The following is a 22721-nucleotide window of genomic DNA, read 5'->3' as shown; positions in this document are numbered from 1 at the left end:
CGGTTTCGTTGATTTTTCGGCTATCTTTGCGGTTTATTTTTCCACATGGGACAAGCCGAAATGCCGAATGTAAGCAAAATCCCGCATTTGTAATCTTAGAGCAAACGTTGCACAATGTCTAAAAAAATCCAATCCGCGCTTATTTCTGTTTATTACAAAGACGGTCTTGAGCCTTTGGTCCGCCTCCTGCACGACAACGGCGTAAAGCTGTACTCCACCGGGGGAACTCAGACTTTCATTGAAAATCTCAACATTCCCGTGACCGCTGCCGAAGAGCTGACCGGTTATCCATCGATTTTCGGCGGGCGTGTTAAAACGCTCCATCCGGCCATTATGGGCGGCATTTTGTACCGTCGCGACGACGCGGGCGATGTAGCGCAGGCTGAGCAATACAACATCCCGGCTATCGACATGGTCGTGGTGGATCTTTATCCTTTCGAGGAAACGGTGGCATCCGGCGCGAGCGAGGAGGATATTATCGAGAAGATAGACATTGGCGGTATCTCTCTGATCCGCGCAACGGCTAAGAATTTTAAAGATACACTCATCGTCTCTTCCCGCAGCCAATATGCGGAAGTGGTGGAGCTTTTGAATGCGAAAGCCGGTGCTACCGATATCGAAGACCGCCGTTACTACGCCGGTCTGGCATTCGGCGTATCGTCGCATTACGACGGCGCGATCAACAGCTTCTTCACCTCCGGTAAAGAAACGACCGATAAGGAGCTTTTCGACTTCACTAATCTTGCGTCGCAAACGCTCCGCTACGGCGAAAACCCGCACCAGAGCGCGACCTACTACGGCGACCTGGAAGGCATTTTTGATAAACTGCACGGCAAAGAACTTTCCTATAATAACCTCGTGGACGTGGATGCGTGCGTGAGCCTGATCGACGAGTTTGCCGACGCTCAGCCTACCTTCGCGATCATCAAGCATACCAATGCCTGCGGTATCGCTACGGCGCCGACTGCGAAAGAGGCTTACGACAATGCGTTGGCCTGCGACCCGGTTTCGGCGTTCGGCGGTGTTGTTATTACCAATACAAAAGTAGACCTGGCGACGGCAGAGGAACTGAACAAGCTGTTCATGGAAATCCTGATCGCGCCTGCTTATGATGAAGATGCATTGCAGCTCCTGAAATCTAAAAAGAACCGTATTTTGCTGAAACGCAATGCGGTAGAGTTGCCGAAAATCATGTTCAAAACTATTTTGAACGGGGTTCTGATCCAGGATAAAGACCTTGCTACCGAAGTGGCGGCTCAGTTTACGACTGTTACCGAGAAGGCGCCTACTGCCGGCGAGGTTACTGCATTGGAGTTTGCATTGAAAGTTTGTAAGCATACCAAATCGAATACCATTGTGCTGGCCAGAGAAAACCAGTTGCTGGCGAGCGGTACCGGCCAGACTTCCCGTGTGGACGCATTGCGCCAGGCGATCGAGAAGGCGAAAGCATTTGGTTTCGATTTGAATGGCGCTGTGATGGCTTCGGACGCATTCTTCCCGTTTGCGGACTGCGTGGAGATCGCGCACCATGCGGGTATTACTGCCGTGGTTCAGCCGGGCGGTTCTATTCGTGATAAGGATTCGGTGGATTATTGCAATGCTAATGGGCTTGCGATGGTAACTACCGGGGTTCGTCACTTTAAGCATTAATTTTAGTTGCCACCGCAGCGGTCAGTCGCTGCGGTGGCAAAATAAGAACCCCTTGAACCCACTCCGGAAAGTCATCCAATTCCTTCTGACCGGATTAATGATCCTGGCGGGCAGCCTGTTTTTTCTCTACCCGCAAATCTTCTACTGCGAATTCATCGCATTCTCCAACTTCAAGTCAAGCGATAAAAAGGTCTATTTCAGCCCTGATATCAACCGAAAACAATACAAAACGCTCAAAAGCACCATCGCACTAGCCGAGGCGCGGGTAGATTCTTTCTATCAGGGCAAAATATCAAACCCCAAAATCATTATCTGCCAAACCCCGCAGCAGTACCAGAAATATTGCAGCAGTACGGAAGGCGCCGGGTGCAGTATCGGCACGCCTTGGGGAAGTTCGTATGTGATATTGAATGCACAGCAGGGTATGAATATCGACGTGATCGCTCATGAAATGGGGCATATCGAATTACTGAAACAAATAGGCTGGTGGAAAACCACGACCGACATCCCGCAATGGTTTAACGAAGGCCTCGCGCTCATGCTCGATCGCCGCTTCGTGGGCGAAATCAGCCCGCGTGATCGTTACCGCGCCTACCGTTACGAATGGCGCTACTATACGCGCAACGGCCGCGACCTGCTTTTGCTGAAAGATATTTCGACCATGCGCGAGTTTTTCAGTGGAGGGCAAAAACACGTCATGAGCGCCTATATGACCGCCGGAATGGAGGTTTCTTACTGGCTTTTACTTCGCAGAGAAGCTGGTTTGCAGCGGTTTATCGCTGAAATGCGGAATGGCGCTCCGTTCGAAGAAGCCTACGGCCCGATGCGCCCGCATCATTTTAAAGATTCGAAGAAAATATCAGAGTAAAGCATTACGAATAGGTGCTTACAGGCTATATTTATGCGCTCCTTTTTGAAACAGGACCGAATATTGGTGTGCTTATTCGGATTTTGTACTTTTTATTGAAAATAATGTACGTTTTAATCTAAGCTGATCAATTTCATTCATTCATCTATTTTATTATTTGAAATGCAACAATTACAAACACTGGATTATGTCGTCTTCTTCTTTTACTTCATTGTAGTCTCCGGTTACGGTTATTGGATTTATCAGCGGAAAAAATCAAAAGTTGAATCTACAAAAGACTTCTTCCTCGCGGAAGGCTCCCTCACCTGGTGGGCGATCGGTGCATCGCTGATCGCGTCGAACATTTCGGCGGAGCAGTTTATCGGGATGTCGGGGAATGGTTTTTCAATGGGCCTCGGGATTTCGACTTACGAATGGATGGCGGCGGCAACACTCGTGATAGTGGCCGTCTTTTTTATGCCTATCTATCTCAAAAACAAAATTTACACCATGCCGCAGTTCCTCAGTCAGCGGTATAATCAGTCGGTGAGTTTGATCATGGCGGTGTTCTGGCTGGCGCTGTATATTCTTGTAAACCTTACTTCGATCCTTTACCTGGGTGCACTGGCAGTTTCGGGTATTTCAGGGCTTGATTTTCAGTTCTGTATGATTGCGCTGGCCACTTTCGCCATTATCATTACGATCGGCGGGATGAAGGTGATTGGTTTTACGGACGTAATTCAGGTGTTCTTCCTCGTGATCGGCGGCTTGGCTACTACCTATCTGGCCATTAATCTGGTGTCCGATAATGCAGGTGTGGAAGGTGTCGTGCAGGGTTTCAAGGTGATGCGCGACAACCACGACGATCACTTCCATATGATTTTCCCTAAAACGAGCCCTTTCTATATGCAGTTGCCAGGTCTGGCGGTGTTGCTCGGTGGTATGTGGATTGTGAACCTGAACTACTGGGGCTGTAATCAATACATTACCCAGCGCGCATTGGGTGCGGACCTGAAAACGGCCCGGAATGGTATCCTTTTCGCGGCATTCCTGAAATTATTAATGCCGGTGATCGTGGTATTGCCGGGTATTGCGGCTTACGCATTGTACAGCAAAGGCATGTTCCAGGCCGAAATGTTGGGCGAGGACGGCGTGATCAATGCGGATAAAGCCTATCCCGTGCTCCTTAACCTGCTGCCTACCGGTTTGAAAGGCCTCTCGTTCGCCGCACTGACAGCCGCCGTAGTGGCGTCCCTGGCCGGTAAAGCGAACAGTATTTCGACGATTTTTACACTGGATATTTTCAAAAACTACATTGGTAAAAACGCCGACGAGAAAACCCTTGTGCGCATTGGCCGCGCGGTGGTGGTGATCTCGATGATTCTCGCCATTATCGTTTCTCCTTACATGGGTATCGATAAGAAAGGCGGTTTCCAGTTCATTCAGGAAATGACAGGGCTATTGTCGCCGGGTATTTTCGCGTCGTTCATCATGGGCTTCTTCTGGAAACGCACCAACTCCGCGGGCGCATTGTTCGCGATCGTGGGTGGCTTCCTGATCGCGTTGGCGATGCATAACAACTACTTCCCGTTCGCCGACTGGACGCAAGTTCCGTTCCTCGACCGTATGGGCCTCGTGTTCCTAATATGTGTGGTGGTAATGGTGATTCTAGGTCTGATCATGCCTGACGAAAAGAAAGGCCTTGCGATCGACGCGTCGATGTTCATGCCGCACCGCACCTTCGTTATCGGTGCCGTGGTAGTACTTGCTATTATTTCGTTCCTGTACGGCCATTTCTGGTGAGATAGCCGTCATTATAAATGCAAAAAAAGGGGCCGGAAGTTGATTCCGGCCCCTTTTTTTGCATTTCGGAAAAGCTTACGCTTGTTCTTCAATAATTGTAATCTTCTGGATCTTGTCGCCCTGGCGGATCGCGTCAACCGTTTCGATGCCTTCCACTACGCGGCCGAAGCAGGTATGGTTGCGGTCGAGGTGGGCGGTATTGTTGCGGCTGTGGCAGATAAAGAACTGTGAGCCACCGGTATTACGGCCTGCGTGTGCCATGGAAAGCACACCGCGGTCGTGGTACTGATTGCCGCCGGTCAGCTCGCAATCGATGTGGTAGCCAGGACCTCCACGGCCGGTGCCGGTAGGGTCGCCGCCCTGGATTACGAAATCAGGGATCACACGGTGGAAAATCACACCGTCGTAAAAGCCTTTTTTAGAAAGATCAACAAAGTTTTTCACTGTATTTGGAGCATCCGCATCGTAGAATTCGATGAGCATTGTGCCCTTGTCAGTGATCATTTCCGCTTTTGTCATGTCAAAAGTGAGTATTAAAGAGGTACGAAAAAGTAGCCGGGCAGCATAGTGCCCGTGCTATAATAACACAAAGAAAAGGATAATGTATCCTTTTCTTCTCATGAACTTTCAAATAAATAACGAAGGTTATGACCCGGCCTTTGGCTCAGTTTCAGCCTTGGCAAGCGCTGCGGCCTTTTTCTGCTCGATCTTGAAGGCAGAAAGGCGGTCGACTACTTCGCCGCTTACCCATTCGCGGCTTCTTTCGGGATTGGAGAACCATTCTTTAACTGCGAGGAGCTTATAGAGATACCTCGCGGTCTCTGAATTGAGGCGCAGTTTGAAATAATCGTCTTTATTCTGCGAATCCATCCGGTTCTGGATGTGCGTCGGGCCTGCGTTGTAAGCAGCGGCTACCAATGTCCAGGAACCCAGTTGTTTATACAGGTCGCGAAGATACTTGCCTGCTGCGTGGGTTGATTTGACCAAATGTTTGCGGTCGTCCCTGGTTTCGTTTACAACCAGCCCGAGAGATTTTGCGGTGGAAGGCATCAGCTGCCAGTATCCGCCTGCGCCCCGATGAGAAGTGACCTCATCTTTCATGGCGCTCTCTATCAATGGAATATACTTAAAATCGGCTGGTACTCCGTACTTCTTGAGAATGGGTTCTATAATGCGCATTCTCTTTTTTGTCGTGGTCATCAGCTTACGAAAAGTGGGGTTGTCGTAATTTCTGATCGTGTTTTGATATCGCTCGGCGATTCGAAGCTCTGATAAAGGAACGGCTTCGCCACAGAAGTCAATAGCAAGAAGATCTGAATCAATGATGGTTGTTTCTTTCAGTTCCTTCTTTTCCACCCCCACCTCGCTCACCGGACTCTTGCCGAATATTGCGATTGAGAAGGCCATAAAGATAAGTCTAATCATGCATTTGGTATTTCGTAAAACATCATTTTAGGCACAGGGCCGAAGTGCAAAGATAACGGTATTGAATAAATAAAATTTGAGTTTGGGGTAAAAAACTGATTTATAGGGGTTTGATCAAATTAATTCTAGGACAAAAATAAGATCGCTACATTTTGCTCCCGGCAAGTGATCCTGAATAAAAACCACGCCAGCCCAATAGAACATGAAATTTTAATTGGTAAATGGTGCTTAGCACAAAACGCAAACTCCCGCATTGAATGTAATTATAGCAAGAGGATGGTTTTTTAGTATAAGTTTTACCTATTGATCGTCAATTGGTTACAAAAATTATTTTGTAGGATTAATGGTATTATTGTGGAAAATGTCGCCAAATGTATGCCAAGAACGGTTTTTGGTAGACATTTTCACCCTGCTGAATTTGCACTCGCGAATGTGTTAACTTGCACTTTCTGCATGGTATTTTTCCGAATATGGTCACAGTCAACGAGGCGAAACAAAGAATTATTGCAAATACCGTCACGCTCCCAACGGTGAAAATACCGTTGCAAGAGGCAGTCGGAAGTTATCTGTCGGCGGATGTGATCTCGCCGATCGCACTGCCCCCATTCAGGCAGTCGTCGATGGACGGGTACGCAATCGTGCATTCGGATATTACTGAACCGGGCACAGCGCTGCGTCTCGCCGGGGAGTCCAAAGCGGGGCAGACCGACTTGCCGACTGTGAGCGCGGGCACGGCCGTACGCATATTCACGGGTGCACCCGTACCTGAGGGCGCGACGGCGGTGGTAATGCAGGAAAACACCTCGCTGGCCGACGGCTCGGTACAGATCCATGAATTTCCGGTTGCGGAAGGGAAAAATGTCCGTCGCGCAGGTCAGCAGATCGCACAAGGCGCGGTGGCATTGCGTGCGGGAACGCTCATTTCTCCGGGTGCTGTTGGTTTTTTGCAGGGAATGAATGTGAGCGAAGTAACAGTGCACACTAAGCCGCGGATAGGGTTGCTGGTGACCGGCGACGAGTTGTTGAAAGCAGGTGATGCATTGGTGCCCGGTAAAATATACGAATCCAATTCCGCTATGCTGCAAGCCGCATTAGCTCAGGCCGGTATCAGGGACGTTTCGGTAAGCTACGCTTCCGATGACCTTGACGCGACTATTTCTGCATTGGCTGAGCTGTTGGAGCATTACGATGTCGTTCTGGCATCAGGCGGTATTTCCGTCGGCGATTACGATTTTGTGGGAAGGGCATTGGAGGCTTTGGGGGCCGAAACGGTTTTTTATAAAGTGAGGCAAAAGCCTGGCAAGCCGCTATTGTTTGGCAAGAAGGGTGAGAAACTGATTTTTGCATTGCCTGGTAACCCGGCATCGTCACTGGTTTGCTATTACGAATATGTATTGCCGGCATTGAAGAAAGTAATGGGGAGCAAAGAGCCGTTTTTGCGGTGGGTGCGGCTGCCTTTGCGGCATGCTTACCGGTTCGACGGCGAGCGCGACGAGTTCCTGAAAGCGCGGGTTGAAGATGGTGAAGTAGTGTCGCTGGACGGGCAGGAGTCGTTTGTGATAGGGTCGTTCGCGGTGGCGAACGCGATTATCTATTTGCCGGTGTCACAAAATAAGGTCGAGGCGGGCGATTTGGTGGAAGTACATTTGTTGCCGCTTTGAACCTGAATGTGGCAATACGGGTTTACAGGATGAATCGACAGTCGATATAGCATGAGTTTTCAAGTCAAATATTTCGGAATGCTGGCGGAGATCGCGGGGCTGTCTGACGAGGTCTGGAATGCGGCTGGCGGTCTCACCGTAGGGCAATTCCGTGCACAAATGCTGGACAAATACCCGGCCATGCGCGATAAAAAATTCAAAATTGCAGTTAATCAGAAAATCTCCGAGGATTTTGTATTGATCGAAACCCCGGCAGAGATTGCATTGCTTCCGCCGTTTGCAGGAGGATAACAGGAGGACATGGAAAAGATTCATAAACCCAAGAAAGTATTCGTTCAGGGGCCGATCAGTCCCGAATTTGTGGCGAAGTCGATAGCGAGCCACCAATCCAAAACCGGCATTGGTGCCCACGCGATTTTCCTCGGGCAGATCCGCGCGGACCTAAAAGAAGGCGGCACTGTCACTGGCATCGATTACACTGCCTACGAAGAAATGGCCGAGCAGGCTTTCCACGACATCCGTGAGGCCGCATTCGCGAAATTCGAGCTGACGTGCATGCATATATACCACAGCCTGGGACTCGTCCCTACGGGTGAAATCAGCCTTTTCGTGTTCGTATCATCCCCGCATCGCCGTGCTGCATTCGAGGCATCGGAATACATTGTGGAAGAAATTAAAGCCAACGTGCCCATTTTCGGGAAGGAGCTGGTAGGGGAAGCGGGGCATGTTTGGAAGGAGAATACTTAGTAAGGTGTTGTCAGGAGGTCATTGGTAGCCATGTTTTGTATTAGAAAAAACAATACCTGACTACATCTGACAATACATGACATTTGATTCATTCAACATTATTAATGGTCGATATTACCCATAAAACCAACACACTCCGCATCGCGATCGCGCAGGCAACCGTGCAGGTGAGCAAGCCGGAGACCGTGGAGGCAATTCGGAACAGGACGGTGCCGAAGGGCGATGTGTTTGAAATGGCGAAGGCAGCCGGCTTTCTGGCGGTGAAGAAAACGCCTGATTTATTGCCCGACTGCCATCCGATTCCGGTGGAATATACTGGCGTTCAGTACAGGATTGAAGGTTTGACGATTATCATTGAGCTGACGGTCAAGACTATATACAAAACGGGTGTCGAGGTGGAAGCTATGCATGGTGCGTCGGTGGTAGCGCTCACGATGTACGATATGCTCAAACCGATCGACAAGGGCGTGGAAATACGGAATATCCGTTTGTTGGAGAAAAAGGGAGGGAAAAGCGACCGTAAAGCTGCGCCGGAAGGCTTGAAAACGGCGGTAGTAGTCTGTTCCGACAGTATTTCCAATGGAATCGGTGAAGATAAATCCGGCAGGAAGATCATCGAAAAACTGAAAGCTTTCCAACTGGAAGTAAGCGATTACAGCATTATTGCCGATGATAAGGCAGGCATTCAGCAGAAATTGCACGCACTGCAAGGAAGCGGGTACAATATGGTGCTGATCACCGGCGGTACTGGCCTGTCGCCCCGCGACGTAACGCCCGAGGCGGTTTCTGAGCTGCTCGATCGCGAGATTCCCGGCATTGCCGAGACTGCCCGCCAATACGGTCAGGAGCGTGTCCCGACTTCGATGCTATCGCGGTCTGCGGCGGGTTTTATCGGTGAGATGCTCGTGATTACCATGCCGGGCAGCACAGGCGGCGTTAACGAATATATCGATGCGCTTTTTCCGCATGTTTTGCATGTTTTTAATGTTTTGGAAGGGAAAAAACACGATTAGCAACAACTGATGGCATTGCCTATTGTAGATACATTTGGTCGGAAACACACTTATCTGCGCATTTCGCTGACGGATAAGTGCAATCTTCGTTGCACCTACTGTATGCCGCAGGAGGACATGCAATTCATGCCGTCGAAATGGCTGATGCAGGCAGATGAGATTTCTTATCTGGCCGGGTTGTTTGTAGAAATGGGTGTTGAAAAAATCCGGCTGACCGGCGGTGAGCCGCTGATACGCAAAGATGCCGGCGAGATCATTTCTACCCTCGGAAAGCTGCCTTCGTCGCTTACGCTGACTACCAATGCCGTTTACATCGATCAGTTCATTCCGGAGTTGAAGGCCGCCGGGGTTTCGTCCCTTAATGTGAGCCTCGACACGTTGCAGGAAGAGCGGTTCCGGTCGATTACAAAGCGGGATCATTTTGGCAAAACACTCGATCATATTCGCTTGCTACTGAGTGATGGCTTTGTGGTCAAACTCAATATGGTGGTCATGCGCGGTACAAATAATGATGAGGTGAACGATTTCGTGAGATTGACGCTCGACGAGCCCAATTTGCATGTTCGTTTTATTGAATTTATGCCTTTCAAAGGCAACCAATGGGACCTGTCCAAAATCGTTTCCTACGCGGATTTGCTGAACGGTATTAGTCAGGAATTTGAATTTCAGCCTGTTGCAGGTGAACTACACGACACTGCCCGGCGATTCCAGGTGAATGGCGGCGCAGGTACATTCGGTATTATCGGCACGGTAACCCATCCATTCTGCGAAGGCTGCAACCGCATCCGCCTTACCGCCGACGGCAAGCTCAAAAATTGCCTTTTCGACACCTCGGAAGTCGATTTACTCACTCCATTGCGCAAAGGCGACGACGTCCGCGCGCTCATTTACGCGCATTTCCAAAAGAAACACTTCGCCCACGGCGGCCACGCCGGTTTCACCGAGCAAAAAGCCAAATCGGAATACGAGCAGAATCGGGAGATGATTGCGATTGGGGGTTAGCACCATTCAACCTCCTATTTTACCGTCCAAACTTTGCAAGCAACAATGCCTCTGGCGGTTACCTCATTGGTTCGAAAATCAATCTTAGTGTACCAATCAGCTAACCTTCAAGAGCCATGATGAACATCTTAAAAACCGCCGCTGCTGCTTCGTTCGCATTATTTACCCTTGCTGCCCACGTGCAGGCGGACCCTATCGTTTCGCCGAAAGCGGAATGCAAAAACAACACTTGTGAAAAGTTTCGGGTAGGCATGTACCGCGTGCGTGAGACGATGTCGATGAATGTGATGATGGAAAAAGAAAAGGGCGAGAAAGTGGCGATCCGCTTAATGGATAGCAAAGGAAAGCTGATTCACGAGGAGTTCGTGCCGAAATATATCACCAAAACCGGTCGGACCATCAAATTCGATGAAATGGGTGACGGTGTTTATACCCTCGAAATTTCCAACGACTATGAGAAAATTGTGAAAAGCATTTACCTCTCCACGAAGGAGGTGCGGGAAGTAAACCGGTCGCTTTTGGGCGTGAATTGATCCAAAAAAAGGCTATTTTTCAGCGTTACAGGATGCAGCCGCAGCGTTCCTGTAACGCTTTTTTTATGCTAATACTTACTGCGCCAACTCGGCTTCGGTAGGTCGCGGAAGTAATTCGGTGAACAAGAGATCGTAAATGATTTTGCCCCAAATGATAATGCAAGGCACCGCTTTCACCACATAAGGCCAGAAATACTGGTTACGGATGAATGGCGGAAAGAGGTCGGTAGGGGATAATGTTGTGAAAATGAATGCCAGTACTAGCAGCACATAGTTCAGTTTGGTAGGTGCCTGCAAATAATACCAAACAGCCACACCGGCAATAGCAATGATAAACGTCGGGGACTCGGCGCGATGGTTGAAAATTACTACCCAAACCAGCACGGAAGCCAGCATCAATGCGCGGAAAACGAAATTGCTGTAAGATCTGATTTTCAGCAGCGGCAGGCAGAACAGCACCATTCCGGTCAGATTGACGTAAGTCTTATTCACATCCAGCGAAAACCAGATTTTCAGCCAGCCGATCACCGACAAGCCATCGGAAAAATCGCGGTCGGCGGCGAGCAGTTTCCACCAGGTTTTATACAGTACCACAAACTGTTCGGGACTCACGGCCACGATCGGTAGGATTGTGAGCAGCAATACCCACGCCGCAGTGGTATAGGCGAGTTTGAATTTGTTCGGATAGAGTAAATACAAAGCCAGCGCGACAATACCGAACAATTTGATGAAGATCGTGCAGACAATGCACAGCGTCCCCATCCAATATTTATCCCGTTCCAGGAACCCGAATGCAAAAAGCAGCAAACCGGCTATCAACGCATTGCTCTGCTCGTTCTGCGTGGCCGTGAGGAGCTCCACCAGCATAAAAGTGACCATCAGCCCCTTTGTCCGCAAATCGATTCTAGGGAGAAAATAGACCGAAAAGAAGATCACGGCTACATTAAGCAAGTTCCAGAAAAATAGCCCGACAAATGTGGGCATAATGGAAAGTATGCCGAATACCAGCGCGAATGCGGGGCTGTATTTGAACAAATCCCAATGCTCGTCGACGTGCCACCTGTACAGATTTTTGCCTTCAATCAAATGAAAAAAAGACTGTTTGAAAATCATGTAGTTGTTGTACGTCGTGTAGAGCTGCGGCTGATTGGCGAAGGTTTTGGGGTGGGAGAATACCGATTGGAGCGTTGCAAAGGCCGCAATGGCCAATACAATAAACAGCAGTGACCGTTTGCTGATCACCAGGCGTTGAAAGGCAGTCATAGAGTGAACTTATTCCGAACGTTGATTTTTCGTCAAAGCTAAGAGATAAATTCACTCCGTTACCGTTTATTTTTTCATATAGCCCGCTGAATAAAGCCAACCTGCCATTGCCTCAGGCCAATTCGCCAGTGATCCTTTTCCTTCCGTGCGCATGCCATAGCCGTGGCCGCCTTTGGGGTACAAATGCATTTCGGCAGGAATCTTCTTGCTTTTGAGCGCGAGGTAGTATTGGATGCTGTTTTCAACCGGCACGCCTGTATCGTCCATTGCGTGAACGAGGAATGCGGGCGGCGTTTGGTCCGAAACCTGCAATTCGTTGGAGTAATACTTGATCAGTTCCTCCGATTTTTCGGGTCCGAGGAGGTTGTCGCGCGAGCCCCCGTGCGAGATCACGGGCTGGAATGAGATGACGGGATAAATGAGTATCGAAAAATTCGGTTTGCCGTCGGGGGAAGCTTTTGCACCCATATTATAGTGCGTCGAAAGCGTGGCCGCAAGGTGCCCGCCGGCGGAGAAGCCCATTACGCCGATCTTGTTCGCATCAATGCCCCATTTCGAAGCATTCTGCCGGATCAGTTTCATGCCCTGCATGGCGTCCATCAGCGGAACTTCGTGCTGGTGCTCCATGGCTTTTTCATTGGGCAACCGGTATTTGAGCACGAATGCGGAAATGCCGCGGTCGTTGAACCATTTGGCGAAATCGCTCCCTTCGTGCGACGCGGCCAGGATGCCGTAACCGCCGCCAGGACAGATCATTACCGCGGCTCCCGTTGCCTTTTCTTTGGGCGCAATGTACGCTGCGATGGTCGGGACGGTTACCCCGCTGATCCGCAGAATTCCCTGTGCATCGGTGACTGATTTTTCTTCGACATCACTCTTTTTGAAATTGGGTACTTTGCCTTCCGGCCAGAGGTTAATGGTTTCTGTTTGTGCCATGGATGGACTGGATAATGCGAGCAGGCTCAAAACGGTGAGGATAAGTGCTGGTTTTTTCATTGATTTCCCATTGCTTTTTCCTCGAAAAGACGCCCGCATCGGCAATATACCCTCAAAATGAACCTGCAAGCTTACGGTTTCGGCGGATTGATCATAATGTGCGCACGGTGCGTGCCCGGGTCCATGATCCAGGGCATTCCCGGAACGTCTGGTTTGAGCGGAAGTCCGGTACTTTCGGCGGTTGCAAACGGGATGTAGACGACATAGCGCAGGTAACCGTTTTTAAGCGAACCCGTTGCTGCGTCGTAATTATCTTTCGAGCCGGACAAAACGTATAGTGTCGATGATTGCTTCGGCATTTTCAGTTTACCTTCCTTCACTTCCTTTTCACGGATATCGAAAATCTCCTTTTGATTCTTGCCCTCTTTGGCCAATACCCGCCCACGCTCCATGAATGCATCCAGCTCGGCAAGGTAGCACGATACGCCAATGTCCTCTTTCTTAGGGTCGTCGGCCAGGCAAACAAAGTCGTTATTGCCCTCGCGGAGGACTTTGAATGTGCCGTCGGTGGCGTATCCGTACACTTTCGCACCTGCCTGCTTATCCGACGGTGCGGCCATGACGGCGGTTTTGATCTGGATGTCGGCGGGAAGGACGTTCTGCGCTGAAATTTCAGCGGCGAGGCAAAGCGCAATGCAGGAAAAAAAAGTCGTTTTCATGATAGTAAATATAAGTAGGTGGTCCCTTATACACTTAATTAAAATTATTATTGTAAAAATGACACGTTTAGGCGTTGAGTCAGGCTAATGCTTTCTGATTCAAGGCCGAAAAGCGCTCGATTTACCTATGAACTTCAAAAAATCGCTCATCCTCTTTCCTGCCGGGTGCTTGCTCGCGGGTCTGATGGTCGCCTCTTACCAGCGTTCGAATCCCAGCACGATCGATGCCGCCTCGGCCGATACGCTTTACAAGGATCTTTCGGATGCCCAAAAGCGCTCGTCGCGCTACGCCGTAGCGGGCCTCACGACCGCGAATGGTCTGGAAGCAACGCTTTTTACCTCGGAACCAACAATCACCAACCCGACTAACATCGATGTCGATCATTTGGGACGTGTTTGGGTTTGCGAAGCGTACAACTACCGCCCGGCGATCAACGGAAACCCTACCAAAAATGAGGGCGACCGCATTGTGGTGCTGGAAGATACCAATGGCGATGGCAAATCCGATAAGTCAACCGTCTTTTATCAGGGGGCAGAAATCAATGCACCACTGGGCGTTTGGGTGATGGGTAACAAGGTGATTGTTTCGCAAAGTCCTTATGTGTGGCTTTTCACGGACGAGAATGGTGATTTGAAAGCGGATAAAAAAGAAGTCATTTTCGAAGGCATCGGCGGCGACCAGCACGACCACGGTATGCACGCATTCGTGTTCGGGCCGGATGGTAAGCTGTATTTCAATTTCGGAAACGAAGGCGACCACCTGCTCGACGGAAAGGGTAATCCTGTGGTAGGAAAAGACGGCAAACCCATCGATTTCTCGAAGTTGAAACAGGGCATGGTTTTCCGCTGTGATCCTGATTTTACCAATATAGAACCACTCGGAAACAACTTCCGCAACAACTTTGAAGTTGCTGTCGACAGCTACGGTACCATGTGGCAGTCGGACAATGACGACGACGGCAACAAAGGCGTGCGGATCAATTACGTGATGCAATACGGCAACTACGGCTACACCGACGAAATGACTGGTGCCGGCTGGCGCGCGAACCGTACCAATATGGAGGATTCGATTCCTTACCGCCACTGGCATTTGAACGACCCGGGCGTTGTCCCGAACCTGCTGCAAACCGGTTCCGGTTCGCCTACCGGAATGGTCGTTTATGAAGGAAAATTACTTCCCAAAGAGTTTTGGGGACAAATGATCCACTGCGAACCCGGGCATAATGTGGTCCGCTCGTATCCTGTGGAGAAATCGGGGGCAGGTTATACTGCCAAAATCGTAAATGTCGTCGACGGCAAGCGGGACCAATGGTTCCGGCCTTCCGATGTTTGCGTGGCGCCGGACGGCTCCCTGCTCGTTTCCGACTGGTACGATCCGGGCGTAGGCGGTCACCAGGCAGGCGACCAGGGCAAGGGCCGCATTTACCGCATTGCCCCTCTGAATACGCCTTACCGTGTTCCAAAATCAGATTTTACAACCGCAGCCGGCGCGGTGGAAGCATTGCAGAGTCCCAACCTCTCAATCCGCTACCACGCCTGGACTGCATTGAACGAAATGGGTGTTAAGGCGGCACCAGCGCTTGAAAAGCTTTTTGCCAACAAAAATGCAGAGCCCCGCATGCGTGCCCGTGCGCTGTGGCTGCTGAGCAAATGGCCATTTACGACAAAGAAAACCATCGATCTGGCGATTAAGGACGCCAATGCCGACATTCGCATTGCAGGCCTTCGCGCGGCTTCCGAGTCGAAGCACGTGGATGTGATTCCTTATATCAAAACATTGGTGAAAGACGCCGAACCGCAGGTACGCCGCGAATGTGCATTGCTTTTGCACCATAACCCGTCACCTGATGCGCCTGCATTGTGGGCATCGATCGCGAAGCAGTACGACGGCAAAGACCGCTGGTACCTTGAAGCGCTGGGGATCGGCGCCGACGCGCAATGGGATCCGTTTTTCAAAGCATGGCTCGGTAAAGCGGGTGCAAATCCCGTAGGTACGCAGGCAGGTAAGGACATTGTATGGCGTTCGCGCGGGAAAGAGTCAGTTCAGTTGCTCGCATCATTGGCCGGCGATCCGACGGTCGATTTGAAAAGCAGGCTACGTTATTTCCGGGCATTCGACTTTAACTCCGCCGGTCGCGAGAAGTCTATGGCATTGCTGAAACTAACTAACGGCTCCGGCAAGGACCAGGACAAAGTGAATGAGCTGGTGATGCGCCACCTCGACCCTGCATTTGTAAAGCAGACCCCCGAAGCAATGGCCGCATTGAAAAAGATGCTCGATTTGACTTATGGTACACAAGCTTACCTTGAACTTATTGCCAAATATGAGCTGCCCTCTGAAAATGAGCGGCTCTTAACGATGACCCAAGAGCAGTCGAATAGCCGTTCAGGATCGGCGGCGGCGTCGCAGCTGATCAAACAAGGCGGAACGCCGATGCTTTGGAAAGTGGTAAAAGGGACTGACGAAGCTAAAAGTGTCGCCGTTTTGACTGCATTGAAATCTGTCGGCAGCAAAGACGCGCTCGATATACTCAGAACGGTCGCTACCGAAAGCGGTTTTTCAGAAAACCAGCAGATTACCGCTGCGAAATCCTTAGGCGGTACCATGAGCGGTGAGGATCAGGTGCTGGTATTGCTGAAAGAAGGCAAACTGAGCGGCGAAGCCAAAACTGCCGCCGTAAAAGGCCTGGCCGGAGCATGGCGGAAATCGGTGAAGCTGGAAGCCGCCAAATACCTCGACGGTGCGACCGTGGCTACCAAAAAGCATCCTGAGGTGAAAGATCTGGTAGGTATGAAAGGCGATTTGGCCAAGGGCAAGCAAGTTTTTACATCCTATTGCTCGGTATGCCACCAGGTGAATGGCGAAGGCATGGATTTCGGTCCGAAACTTTCTGAAATCGGAAGCAAGCTCCCCAAAGAGGCCCAATATGCCGCCATTTTCGATCCTAGCGCCGGTATCGGGTTTGGTTATGAAGGTTTTGAAGTGACTTTGAAAGACGGTACCACCGTTTCGGGCATCGTTTCCAGCAAAACTGAAACCGACCTGATCCTCAAATTTCCCGGCGGCTCGACGCAGGAATACAAAATGTCGCAGGTCAAATCGATCAAGCAGCTCAAAGATTCCATGATGCCATCCGGCTTGCAGGATGCGATGAGTACGGAAGAGTTGGTGAGTTTGGTGGATTATTTGAGTAATTTGAAGAAGCAGTAATAAGCGAAAGGAGCCGTGAGGCTCCTTTTTTTATATATTATTGCTGGGATTCGACCAATTTTAGGGCTTCGAATTCGGCGAGGACTTCCTGCATTTCTCGGGTTGATTGTTTTGATTTTTCAATCACATAATCGGCAAATTGCCTCATGCCATTCGCAAGATATTCCTTGTCTTCCTGCGACGCACTTTGATAGAAAGCTGACCAATCATCGCCGGCCTTTTCAATTGCTTCAAGTGTGTTTGCATCATACAATGCCTGTATAATCTGTTCCTTTTTCATTGCTTTTCGGTCATTGTTTTAATTGCTTTAATATCCTTTCCAGCATTTCAATGTCTTCTTCCAGACTTCTAATGTGGTCCAGAATCCGGTTAACTCTCTCATCCGTTGCGCCATCGATCCGGATCAGCCGGTGAAGTGACATTTTAGCCTCACCCTTTTGTATAAGCTTCTCTGCAATCAAATGCCTGATTTTTTCCTTCATAAAAACTGATAGTGTATGTGGTCCTGACGAAATTTAGTCAGCTTGTACATCAATGTCAAGCCGTTTCCAGCCGCCGGTTAGTGCTGGGATTCAGCAAGTTTCATCGCCTTAAATTCAGCGAGGACTTTTTGCATCTCGCGATTTAGTTTTTCGCCTTCCTCTTTCATGTGCTCACCGAACTTGTGATATTCTTCTAACAAGTATTGCTGATCCGACTCCGACGCGGCTTGATAACAGGCAAGCCATTCGTCGTTGGCTGCCTGAATAGATGCCTCCGTGTTAGCGTCGTATAAGGCTTTTATAATTTGCTCTTTTTTCATCGCTTTTTAAGTTATTGATTCAATTGCTTTAACATCCTTTTCAAGGTTTCAATGTCTTCGTCGAGATTACGTAGCCTATCCAGGTAATAATTCTGAATTTCCTTTGAAAGCTTGTCGATGGCCGCCAGACTGCGCATACGTGTCTTTATCTGACCTTGTTCAATAACCTTCCCGGCAATAATATGCCTGATTTTCTCTTTCATGAATACCGATAGTGTATGTGGTTCCGACTAAATTCAGCCAGCTTGCTCTTCTTGCGAAGCCGTTTCCAGCCGCCGGTTAATGCTGGGATTCTGCGAGTTTCATGGCTTCTATCTCAGCCAGAAGTTGCTTGAATTCTTCACGGGACTCCTTTGATTTGGCAAGCAGCCATTCACTGTATTTGACCATCGCGTTTCCCATGTGTTCTTTATCTTCCTCTGATGCAGCATTATAAAACGCCAGCCACTCATCGTTAGCTTTTGTGAGAGCAGGTATCGTTTTTGCGTCATAAAATGCTTGGATCAAATCTTCCTTTCGTGTCGCTTTCATAATTTTATTTTGATTGTCTTAACATCTTTTCTAAAATCTCAATGTCTTCATCGAGTAAGCGCAACTGGTCCAGCAGTTCGTTCTGAGCTTGCTCTGTCAGCTTGTCTGATACAATCAGATTACTTGACGCAAATTTGAATTCAGCCTTTTTGTGAAGTTTTAGGGCAATCAAATGCCTGATTTTTTCTTTCATAAATACCGATAGTGCATGTGTATCTTGATGTAATTTACTCACATTTTACCTCGAAATCAATCCGCTCCAAATCGCCGAAAGGTTACAATTTCCCAAAGCTCCATTTCGTAATTCCCGAAATAGGAGGTATTTTTATAACGTTTTTTGAAATATTCTGCATCATCAAAAATTCGTTTTGAAACAATTCCCTATCGTGAGATCTGCGTGGTGTGCTGCGGTTCTTTTTACCTCTTTTTCATTTCAAGGTTTTAGTCAAGTTGCTGATTCATTGGTAGTTGTTAATCCCGATAGCGCTTATGCGGCGTTGTCGGAGACGGAGCGGCGTTTCTCGCGTAATGCGGTTGCGGGCGTGCAGGCTGCCGACGGCCTCGAAGCGACGCTCTTTGCTTCGGAACCCAATGTGATAAACCCGATCAATATCGATGTCGACCACCGCGGCCGCGTGTGGGCATGCGAGGCGTACAATTACCGGCCGAATGTGAACGGCAAGTCGGAGCTCGGCCAGGGCGACCGGATCGTGATCATGGAAGATAAAGACGGTGATGGCAAGGCGGATGTTACCAAGGTGTTTTACCAGGGGCCGGAGCTCAATGCGCCGCTGGGGATTTGGGTGATGGGCAACAAAGCGGTTGTTTCGCAGAGTCCGTACGTGTGGCTTTTTACCGATACCAACGGCGACGATAAGGCAGATACAAAGGAAATTCTCTTCAAAGGAATCGGCGGTTCACAAAACGATGCGGGTGTGCATGCATTCGTGTTCGGGCCGGATGGCAAGTTCTACTTCAACTTCGGTAATGCTGGCCGGCAGTTGGTCGACGGACAGGACCGGCCGCTGCTCGATAAATACGAAAGACCGATCGATTTCAGGCAATTTAAGCAGGGCGTGACCTTCCGCTGCGAGCAGGATTTTACCAAAGTTGAGATCATGGCCGAAAACTTCCGCAATGGCTGGGAAGTAGCGGTGGATAGCTACGGTACCATGTGGCAGTCGGACCAGGAGGAGCCGGGCAATGGCGCCGACCGCGTGTCGTATGTGATGGAGAATGGTAATTTCGGTTATATCGATGAAATGACCAGTGCAAGCTGGCGACTTAACCGCACGAACTTGGAAGACGAAATCCCGCGCCGCCACTGGCACCAGAATGATCCCGGGGTAGTGCCCGATTTGCTGGAAACCGGTTCTGGTTTTCCAATGGGTATGACCATCTACGAGGGCGATTTGCTTCCCCGCCGGTATTGGGACCAGATTTTACTTGCCGATGCCGGGCAGGGCTACGTCAGCGCATTTCCGGTGCAGAATGACGGTGCAGGCTACAAATCGACCGGTATTCTGCCCGTTCTCGAAGGTAAGCGCGATAAGTGGTTCCGCCCGACGGACGTGTGTGTAGCGCCCGACGGCTCGCTCATTATCTCCGACTGGTATGACCCGGTAATGGGTTCGAACAAAATGAAAGACCGCAGCCGTGGCCGCATTTTCCGCGTTGCGCCGACCGGTACGCCTTATAAAATACCTGTTTACGACCTCACCATACCCGAGCAGGCGGTAAAAGCATTGCAAAGTCCCAACCTGTCGCAGCGCTACCTGGCCTGGAATGCCTGTGTGAAGCACGGCTGGGCGGCAGAGCCGTTTCTGGAAGAGCTTTTCAGGCTTTACAATGGTAATCCCAAGCTTCGCGCACGTGCATTATGGGTGCTCAATCGCATCGAGGGTTTCAATTACCGCAACCTCGACATCGGTTTCCGCGAACTGAACCCTAACCTGCGCATTACCGCATTGCGCGCCGTGCGCCAGCGCAACAGCGATCCGACTGAATATATCAAACGCCTCACTTCGGACAAAGACCCGCAGGTACGACGCGAATGCGCATTGGCCATTAACCATAACCACACCTACGAGGCACTGGACGTATGGCTGCAACTGGCCAAGCAATACAAGGGTAACGATCGCTGGACGGTGGAAGCGCTTAGTATCGGCGCCTACGACCAATGGGAGCGGCTGTTTCCGGCCTGGCTCGAACGGCAGGGCTCCAAACCGTGGCTGAGCGACGCCGGAAAAGACATTATCTGGCTCGCACGTACGCGCAAAGCGATCCCGTACCTGAGCGAGCTCGCGGCCGATACCTCGGTGAGTTTTAAAAGCAGGCTGCGCTATTTCCGCTCGTTCGACTTTTTCCATGCGGGTTATGAGAAAACACAGGCGTTGCTCAATGTGTTGAACGTACCGGCGTCGGACCGCATCGAGGTAAGTAAGCTGGCATTGCTGCATTTGGACAAATCATTTGTAACCAATTCCCAGCAGGGACTGACGGCACTGAACAAGCTCCTCGATGAGACGTACGGTACCGAGCATTACATCGACCTCATGACCCGCTACGAGCTGGAATCGGAGAATGACCGGTTATTCAAGCTGGCATTAAGTAAATCCGATGAGGTGATCGGGCGTGACGCGGGTGCGTTACTGCTGGAACAGGCTGGTATTTCTTACATTACCCAAAAACTGGCGGGGATGAACGAGGAGCGGAAATCCGCATTGCTGGCGTCCATTCAAACGGTTGGTAGTTCTGAATCGGTGTATTTGCTGCGTTCCACATTGCTGAACGCGGGTGAGCAAATGAGTGTGCGCAAGAATGCGGCGCGGTACCTGGGTGCGAGCTGGCCGGGCGAAGAGGCGGTGGTGAAGCTGCTGCGGGGCGATCAGATCAGCGGAGAAGTGAAGGACGCCGCATTGGAAGGGGTGAAGAATGCATTCCGGGAGGAGATCAAGGTCCAGCTGGCGCCTTATTTACCCAAACCTCCTGTGGAGGAGGTAACTGCAGCGCCGGCAGACGAGCCGAAAAGTGGTAAAAAGGAGCGGAGAAAACGCAGAAAAAACCAGTAGGAGGAAGATTGAGCGGCGATTTTGGGGTATATTTCCGGACTGTACATCTTTATTCCTGAAACAAAAACATCGAAACATTTATGCTCCGCAGAAATTTTGTAAAATCTACCCTTGGTTTGGCTGGTGCCGCAATCGCAGCAGGAGATGCATTGGGCGCCGCTCCTATGGCCAAAAACAAGTTTAAGCTCAAATACGCTTCCCACTTCGGGATGTTCCAGAACAGTGCCGGAAAGGACGTGATCGACCAGCTTAAATTTATGGCAGACCAGGGGTTTATGGCATTGGAAGACAACGGTATGATGGGCCGTCCGGTGGAGCAACAGGAAGCCATTGCCAAAGAAATGACCCGTTTGGGCATGGAAATGGGAGTTTTTGTGGTAGATAAAGGCGGCAACGGCGCCAACACCCTCGCTGCTGGAAAGCAGGAATATATCGACATTTTCCTTAATGGCTGTAAAAAAGCCGTAGAAGTGGCGAAACGCGTGAATGCGAAATGGATGACAGTCGTTCCGGGTGATTTTGAAAGAAACCTGCCGATCGGTGTGCAAACCGGCCACGTAATCGACGCATTGCGCCGCGGTGCCGAAATCCTCGAACCGCACGGATTAGTAATGGTACTCGAACCGCTGAGCGATTCCCCGAACCTGTTCCTGAGAACGTCCGACCAGACTTACGAAATCTGCCGCGGCGTGAACAGCAAGTCGTGCAAGATTCTGTACGACATTTACCATATGCAAAAGAATGAAGGCCGCCTGCTCTACAACATCGACCGCACATGGAGCGAGATCGACTACTTCCAGATCGGCGACGAGCCGGGCCGTAAAGAGCCGACTACCGGAGAGATCAACTATAAAAACATATTCAAATACATCTACGACCGCAGCAAAAAAGAAGGCAAGTCGTTCATCATGGGTATGGAACACGGCAACTCGAAGCAAGGCAAAGAAGGAGAAGAAGCGCTGATCAAAGCGTACGTGGAGAGCGATAGCTTTGCGATATAGGAGCTTTAAGCAATAGGCTGTAAGCTATAAGCCATAAGCAATAAATGTAATGTCTAAATGAAAAAAACCGGGACTTATACAGCCCCGGTTTTTTTAGCTTAAAGCCTAAGGCTTATAGCTTAAAGCCCTTAAAGAACCACCACCGAATTCTCGGTAGCATCTACGCCGGCAGGAACATATTTGTCCGCTTCCCAGTCGTTTTCCCACTTCTCACCGTCCAAAATGTAACGGAACTGATATTCTCCGGCTCCCAGTTCGAGGCTGGTTTTGAATGAACCGTCTTTCTGTTTTTTCAATGCGATAGCTTCTTCCGGATTCCAGCCATTAAACTCGCCTACGAGGGCAATTTTCTTAGCGTCAGACGCTGCCTCAGCAGGAACTGTAAACGTCACTTTGAAAACAGACTTACTTTTTACAAACTGTTTTGCTAATGCCATAATTGGTAGTGTTAATTGGTTGATGGCTCAAAGATACAATCAAAAAATCTTCAAATCAATGAATATCAA

General features: G+C 49.9%; 24 protein-coding genes. 12 read left to right on the top strand and 12 right to left on the bottom strand.

Features of this window, described 5'->3' with window-relative positions; translation table 11 throughout:
* Positions 1–114: 114 nt before the first annotated feature.
* The 3 genes from purH (at position 115) to BLQ88_RS08120 (ending at position 4300) form a co-directional block, all read left to right on the top strand.
* Positions 115–1650 (top strand): bifunctional phosphoribosylaminoimidazolecarboxamide formyltransferase/IMP cyclohydrolase, encoded by a 1536-nt coding sequence (gene purH / locus BLQ88_RS08130; protein ID WP_090148298.1) that lies wholly within the window; start codon positions 115–117, stop codon positions 1648–1650.
* 52 nt (positions 1651–1702) lie between these two features.
* On the top strand, positions 1703–2518 hold the full coding sequence (locus tag BLQ88_RS08125; RefSeq protein ID WP_090148296.1) for a hypothetical protein: 816 nt from the start codon (positions 1703–1705) through the stop codon (positions 2516–2518).
* Between the two features lie 162 nt (positions 2519–2680).
* A complete protein-coding gene (locus BLQ88_RS08120; RefSeq protein ID WP_090148295.1) occupies positions 2681–4300 on the top strand; it encodes a sodium/sugar symporter in 1620 nt (539 codons plus the stop codon).
* Between the two features lie 75 nt (positions 4301–4375).
* Here BLQ88_RS08120 and BLQ88_RS08115 read toward each other — a convergent pair whose 3' ends face one another.
* A complete protein-coding gene (locus BLQ88_RS08115) occupies positions 4376–4819 on the bottom strand; it encodes a peptidylprolyl isomerase (RefSeq protein ID WP_090148293.1) in 444 nt (147 codons plus the stop codon).
* A 126-nt stretch (positions 4820–4945) separates the two neighbouring features.
* Entirely contained in the window at positions 4946–5725 is a 780-nt protein-coding gene (locus tag BLQ88_RS08110; RefSeq protein ID WP_090148291.1) for a lytic transglycosylase domain-containing protein, read from the bottom strand.
* A 470-nt stretch (positions 5726–6195) separates the two neighbouring features.
* On the opposite strand from BLQ88_RS08110, the gene BLQ88_RS08105 reads away from it, so the two are divergent.
* The 6 genes from BLQ88_RS08105 (at position 6196) to BLQ88_RS08080 (ending at position 10681) form a co-directional block, all read left to right on the top strand.
* A complete protein-coding gene (locus BLQ88_RS08105; protein ID WP_090148290.1) occupies positions 6196–7386 on the top strand; it encodes a molybdopterin molybdotransferase MoeA in 1191 nt (396 codons plus the stop codon).
* A 51-nt stretch (positions 7387–7437) separates the two neighbouring features.
* A complete protein-coding gene (locus BLQ88_RS08100) occupies positions 7438–7677 on the top strand; it encodes a MoaD/ThiS family protein (protein ID WP_090148288.1) in 240 nt (79 codons plus the stop codon).
* A gap of 9 nt (positions 7678–7686) precedes the next feature.
* Positions 7687–8133 carry a molybdenum cofactor biosynthesis protein MoaE gene (locus BLQ88_RS08095; RefSeq protein WP_090148287.1) on the top strand — a complete coding sequence of 149 codons (447 nt, stop codon included), beginning with the start codon at positions 7687–7689 and terminating at the stop codon, positions 8131–8133.
* A gap of 104 nt (positions 8134–8237) precedes the next feature.
* A complete protein-coding gene (gene moaCB, locus BLQ88_RS08090; RefSeq protein WP_090148285.1) occupies positions 8238–9146 on the top strand; it encodes a bifunctional molybdenum cofactor biosynthesis protein MoaC/MoaB in 909 nt (302 codons plus the stop codon).
* A 9-nt stretch (positions 9147–9155) separates the two neighbouring features.
* Positions 9156–10148, top strand: a complete 993-nt coding sequence (gene moaA / locus BLQ88_RS08085) for a GTP 3',8-cyclase MoaA (RefSeq protein ID WP_090148283.1) — start codon at positions 9156–9158, stop codon at positions 10146–10148.
* A 116-nt stretch (positions 10149–10264) separates the two neighbouring features.
* Positions 10265–10681 carry a T9SS type A sorting domain-containing protein gene (locus BLQ88_RS08080; RefSeq protein ID WP_090148281.1) on the top strand — a complete coding sequence of 139 codons (417 nt, stop codon included), beginning with the start codon at positions 10265–10267 and terminating at the stop codon, positions 10679–10681.
* Positions 10682–10756: 75 nt separating this feature from the next.
* On the opposite strand, the gene BLQ88_RS08075 is transcribed toward BLQ88_RS08080, so the two are convergent.
* From BLQ88_RS08075 to BLQ88_RS08065, 3 genes are all read right to left on the bottom strand, one after another.
* Positions 10757–11944, bottom strand: coding sequence for a glycosyltransferase family 87 protein (locus BLQ88_RS08075; RefSeq protein WP_090148279.1), 1188 nt, complete (start codon positions 11942–11944; stop codon positions 10757–10759).
* A 66-nt stretch (positions 11945–12010) separates the two neighbouring features.
* Positions 12011–12940 (bottom strand): alpha/beta hydrolase, encoded by a 930-nt coding sequence (locus BLQ88_RS08070; protein WP_090148278.1) that lies wholly within the window; start codon positions 12938–12940, stop codon positions 12011–12013.
* 71 nt (positions 12941–13011) lie between these two features.
* Positions 13012–13599 (bottom strand): hypothetical protein, encoded by a 588-nt coding sequence (locus BLQ88_RS08065; RefSeq protein WP_090148276.1) that lies wholly within the window; start codon positions 13597–13599, stop codon positions 13012–13014.
* 127 nt (positions 13600–13726) lie between these two features.
* Here BLQ88_RS08065 and BLQ88_RS08060 point away from each other — a divergent pair, with 127 nt between their 5' ends.
* The gene (locus BLQ88_RS08060) at positions 13727–16810 is read left to right on the top strand and encodes a PVC-type heme-binding CxxCH protein (RefSeq protein WP_090148274.1); all 3084 of its coding nucleotides are present in this window, start codon (positions 13727–13729) and stop codon (positions 16808–16810) included.
* A gap of 37 nt (positions 16811–16847) precedes the next feature.
* Here BLQ88_RS08060 and BLQ88_RS08055 read toward each other — a convergent pair whose 3' ends face one another.
* The 6 genes from BLQ88_RS08055 to BLQ88_RS08030 form a co-directional block, all read right to left on the bottom strand.
* Positions 16848–17090 carry a hypothetical protein gene (locus BLQ88_RS08055; RefSeq protein WP_090148273.1) on the bottom strand — a complete coding sequence of 81 codons (243 nt, stop codon included), beginning with the start codon at positions 17088–17090 and terminating at the stop codon, positions 16848–16850.
* A 10-nt stretch (positions 17091–17100) separates the two neighbouring features.
* Positions 17101–17292: a hypothetical protein gene (locus BLQ88_RS08050; protein ID WP_090148271.1), complete on the bottom strand. Its 192-nt coding sequence runs from the start codon at positions 17290–17292 to the stop codon at positions 17101–17103.
* Between the two features lie 77 nt (positions 17293–17369).
* On the bottom strand, positions 17370–17612 hold the full coding sequence (locus BLQ88_RS08045; RefSeq protein WP_090148270.1) for a hypothetical protein: 243 nt from the start codon (positions 17610–17612) through the stop codon (positions 17370–17372).
* Between the two features lie 11 nt (positions 17613–17623).
* Positions 17624–17815, bottom strand: coding sequence for a hypothetical protein (locus BLQ88_RS08040; protein ID WP_090148268.1), 192 nt, complete (start codon positions 17813–17815; stop codon positions 17624–17626).
* A gap of 76 nt (positions 17816–17891) precedes the next feature.
* Positions 17892–18143 carry a hypothetical protein gene (locus tag BLQ88_RS08035; protein WP_090148266.1) on the bottom strand — a complete coding sequence of 84 codons (252 nt, stop codon included), beginning with the start codon at positions 18141–18143 and terminating at the stop codon, positions 17892–17894.
* A 4-nt stretch (positions 18144–18147) separates the two neighbouring features.
* Positions 18148–18336, bottom strand: a complete 189-nt coding sequence (locus BLQ88_RS08030; RefSeq protein ID WP_090148265.1) for a hypothetical protein — start codon at positions 18334–18336, stop codon at positions 18148–18150.
* 268 nt (positions 18337–18604) lie between these two features.
* Here BLQ88_RS08030 and BLQ88_RS08025 point away from each other — a divergent pair, with 268 nt between their 5' ends.
* The gene (locus BLQ88_RS08025) at positions 18605–21214 is read left to right on the top strand and encodes a PVC-type heme-binding CxxCH protein (RefSeq protein ID WP_090148263.1); all 2610 of its coding nucleotides are present in this window, start codon (positions 18605–18607) and stop codon (positions 21212–21214) included.
* An 80-nt stretch (positions 21215–21294) separates the two neighbouring features.
* Positions 21295–22215 (top strand): hydroxypyruvate isomerase family protein, encoded by a 921-nt coding sequence (locus tag BLQ88_RS08020; protein WP_090148262.1) that lies wholly within the window; start codon positions 21295–21297, stop codon positions 22213–22215.
* A gap of 128 nt (positions 22216–22343) precedes the next feature.
* On the opposite strand, the gene BLQ88_RS08015 is transcribed toward BLQ88_RS08020, so the two are convergent.
* Positions 22344–22652, bottom strand: coding sequence for an isoamylase early set domain-containing protein (locus BLQ88_RS08015; RefSeq protein ID WP_090148260.1), 309 nt, complete (start codon positions 22650–22652; stop codon positions 22344–22346).
* Positions 22653–22721 lie beyond the last annotated feature (69 nt).

Origin of the sequence: Dyadobacter soli, assembly GCF_900101885.1 — a bacterium.
Classification (GTDB): domain Bacteria; phylum Bacteroidota; class Bacteroidia; order Cytophagales; family Spirosomataceae; genus Dyadobacter; species Dyadobacter soli.
This window is presented reverse-complemented; position numbering and strand designations above follow the sequence as displayed.

What these genes read in the sequence shown, in the direction of transcription:
- BLQ88_RS08105 (WP_090148290.1), top strand. Translation starts at nt 6,196, where the DNA reads ATGGTCACAGTCAACGAGGCGAAACAAAGAATTATTGCAAATACCGTC.
- BLQ88_RS08040 (WP_090148268.1), bottom strand. Translation starts at nt 17,815, where the DNA reads ATGAAAGAGAAAATCAGGCATATTATTGCCGGGAAGGTTATTGAACAA.
- BLQ88_RS08115 (WP_090148293.1), bottom strand. Translation starts at nt 4,819, where the DNA reads ATGACAAAAGCGGAAATGATCACTGACAAGGGCACAATGCTCATCGAA.
- BLQ88_RS08020 (WP_090148262.1), top strand. Translation starts at nt 21,295, where the DNA reads ATGCTCCGCAGAAATTTTGTAAAATCTACCCTTGGTTTGGCTGGTGCC.
- BLQ88_RS08055 (WP_090148273.1), bottom strand. Translation starts at nt 17,090, where the DNA reads ATGAAAAAGGAACAGATTATACAGGCATTGTATGATGCAAACACACTT.
- BLQ88_RS08110 (WP_090148291.1), bottom strand. Translation starts at nt 5,725, where the DNA reads ATGATTAGACTTATCTTTATGGCCTTCTCAATCGCAATATTCGGCAAG.
- BLQ88_RS08075 (WP_090148279.1), bottom strand. Translation starts at nt 11,944, where the DNA reads ATGACTGCCTTTCAACGCCTGGTGATCAGCAAACGGTCACTGCTGTTT.
- BLQ88_RS08070 (WP_090148278.1), bottom strand. Translation starts at nt 12,940, where the DNA reads ATGAAAAAACCAGCACTTATCCTCACCGTTTTGAGCCTGCTCGCATTA.
- BLQ88_RS08120 (WP_090148295.1), top strand. Translation starts at nt 2,681, where the DNA reads ATGCAACAATTACAAACACTGGATTATGTCGTCTTCTTCTTTTACTTC.
- BLQ88_RS08080 (WP_090148281.1), top strand. Translation starts at nt 10,265, where the DNA reads ATGATGAACATCTTAAAAACCGCCGCTGCTGCTTCGTTCGCATTATTT.
- BLQ88_RS08050 (WP_090148271.1), bottom strand. Translation starts at nt 17,292, where the DNA reads ATGAAGGAAAAAATCAGGCATTTGATTGCAGAGAAGCTTATACAAAAG.
- BLQ88_RS08100 (WP_090148288.1), top strand. Translation starts at nt 7,438, where the DNA reads ATGAGTTTTCAAGTCAAATATTTCGGAATGCTGGCGGAGATCGCGGGG.
- BLQ88_RS08045 (WP_090148270.1), bottom strand. Translation starts at nt 17,612, where the DNA reads ATGAAAAAAGAGCAAATTATAAAAGCCTTATACGACGCTAACACGGAG.
- BLQ88_RS08015 (WP_090148260.1), bottom strand. Translation starts at nt 22,652, where the DNA reads ATGGCATTAGCAAAACAGTTTGTAAAAAGTAAGTCTGTTTTCAAAGTG.
- purH (WP_090148298.1), top strand. Translation starts at nt 115, where the DNA reads ATGTCTAAAAAAATCCAATCCGCGCTTATTTCTGTTTATTACAAAGAC.
- BLQ88_RS08065 (WP_090148276.1), bottom strand. Translation starts at nt 13,599, where the DNA reads ATGAAAACGACTTTTTTTTCCTGCATTGCGCTTTGCCTCGCCGCTGAA.
- BLQ88_RS08060 (WP_090148274.1), top strand. Translation starts at nt 13,727, where the DNA reads ATGAACTTCAAAAAATCGCTCATCCTCTTTCCTGCCGGGTGCTTGCTC.
- BLQ88_RS08095 (WP_090148287.1), top strand. Translation starts at nt 7,687, where the DNA reads ATGGAAAAGATTCATAAACCCAAGAAAGTATTCGTTCAGGGGCCGATC.
- moaCB (WP_090148285.1), top strand. Translation starts at nt 8,238, where the DNA reads ATGGTCGATATTACCCATAAAACCAACACACTCCGCATCGCGATCGCG.
- moaA (WP_090148283.1), top strand. Translation starts at nt 9,156, where the DNA reads ATGGCATTGCCTATTGTAGATACATTTGGTCGGAAACACACTTATCTG.
- BLQ88_RS08035 (WP_090148266.1), bottom strand. Translation starts at nt 18,143, where the DNA reads ATGAAAGCGACACGAAAGGAAGATTTGATCCAAGCATTTTATGACGCA.
- BLQ88_RS08030 (WP_090148265.1), bottom strand. Translation starts at nt 18,336, where the DNA reads ATGAAAGAAAAAATCAGGCATTTGATTGCCCTAAAACTTCACAAAAAG.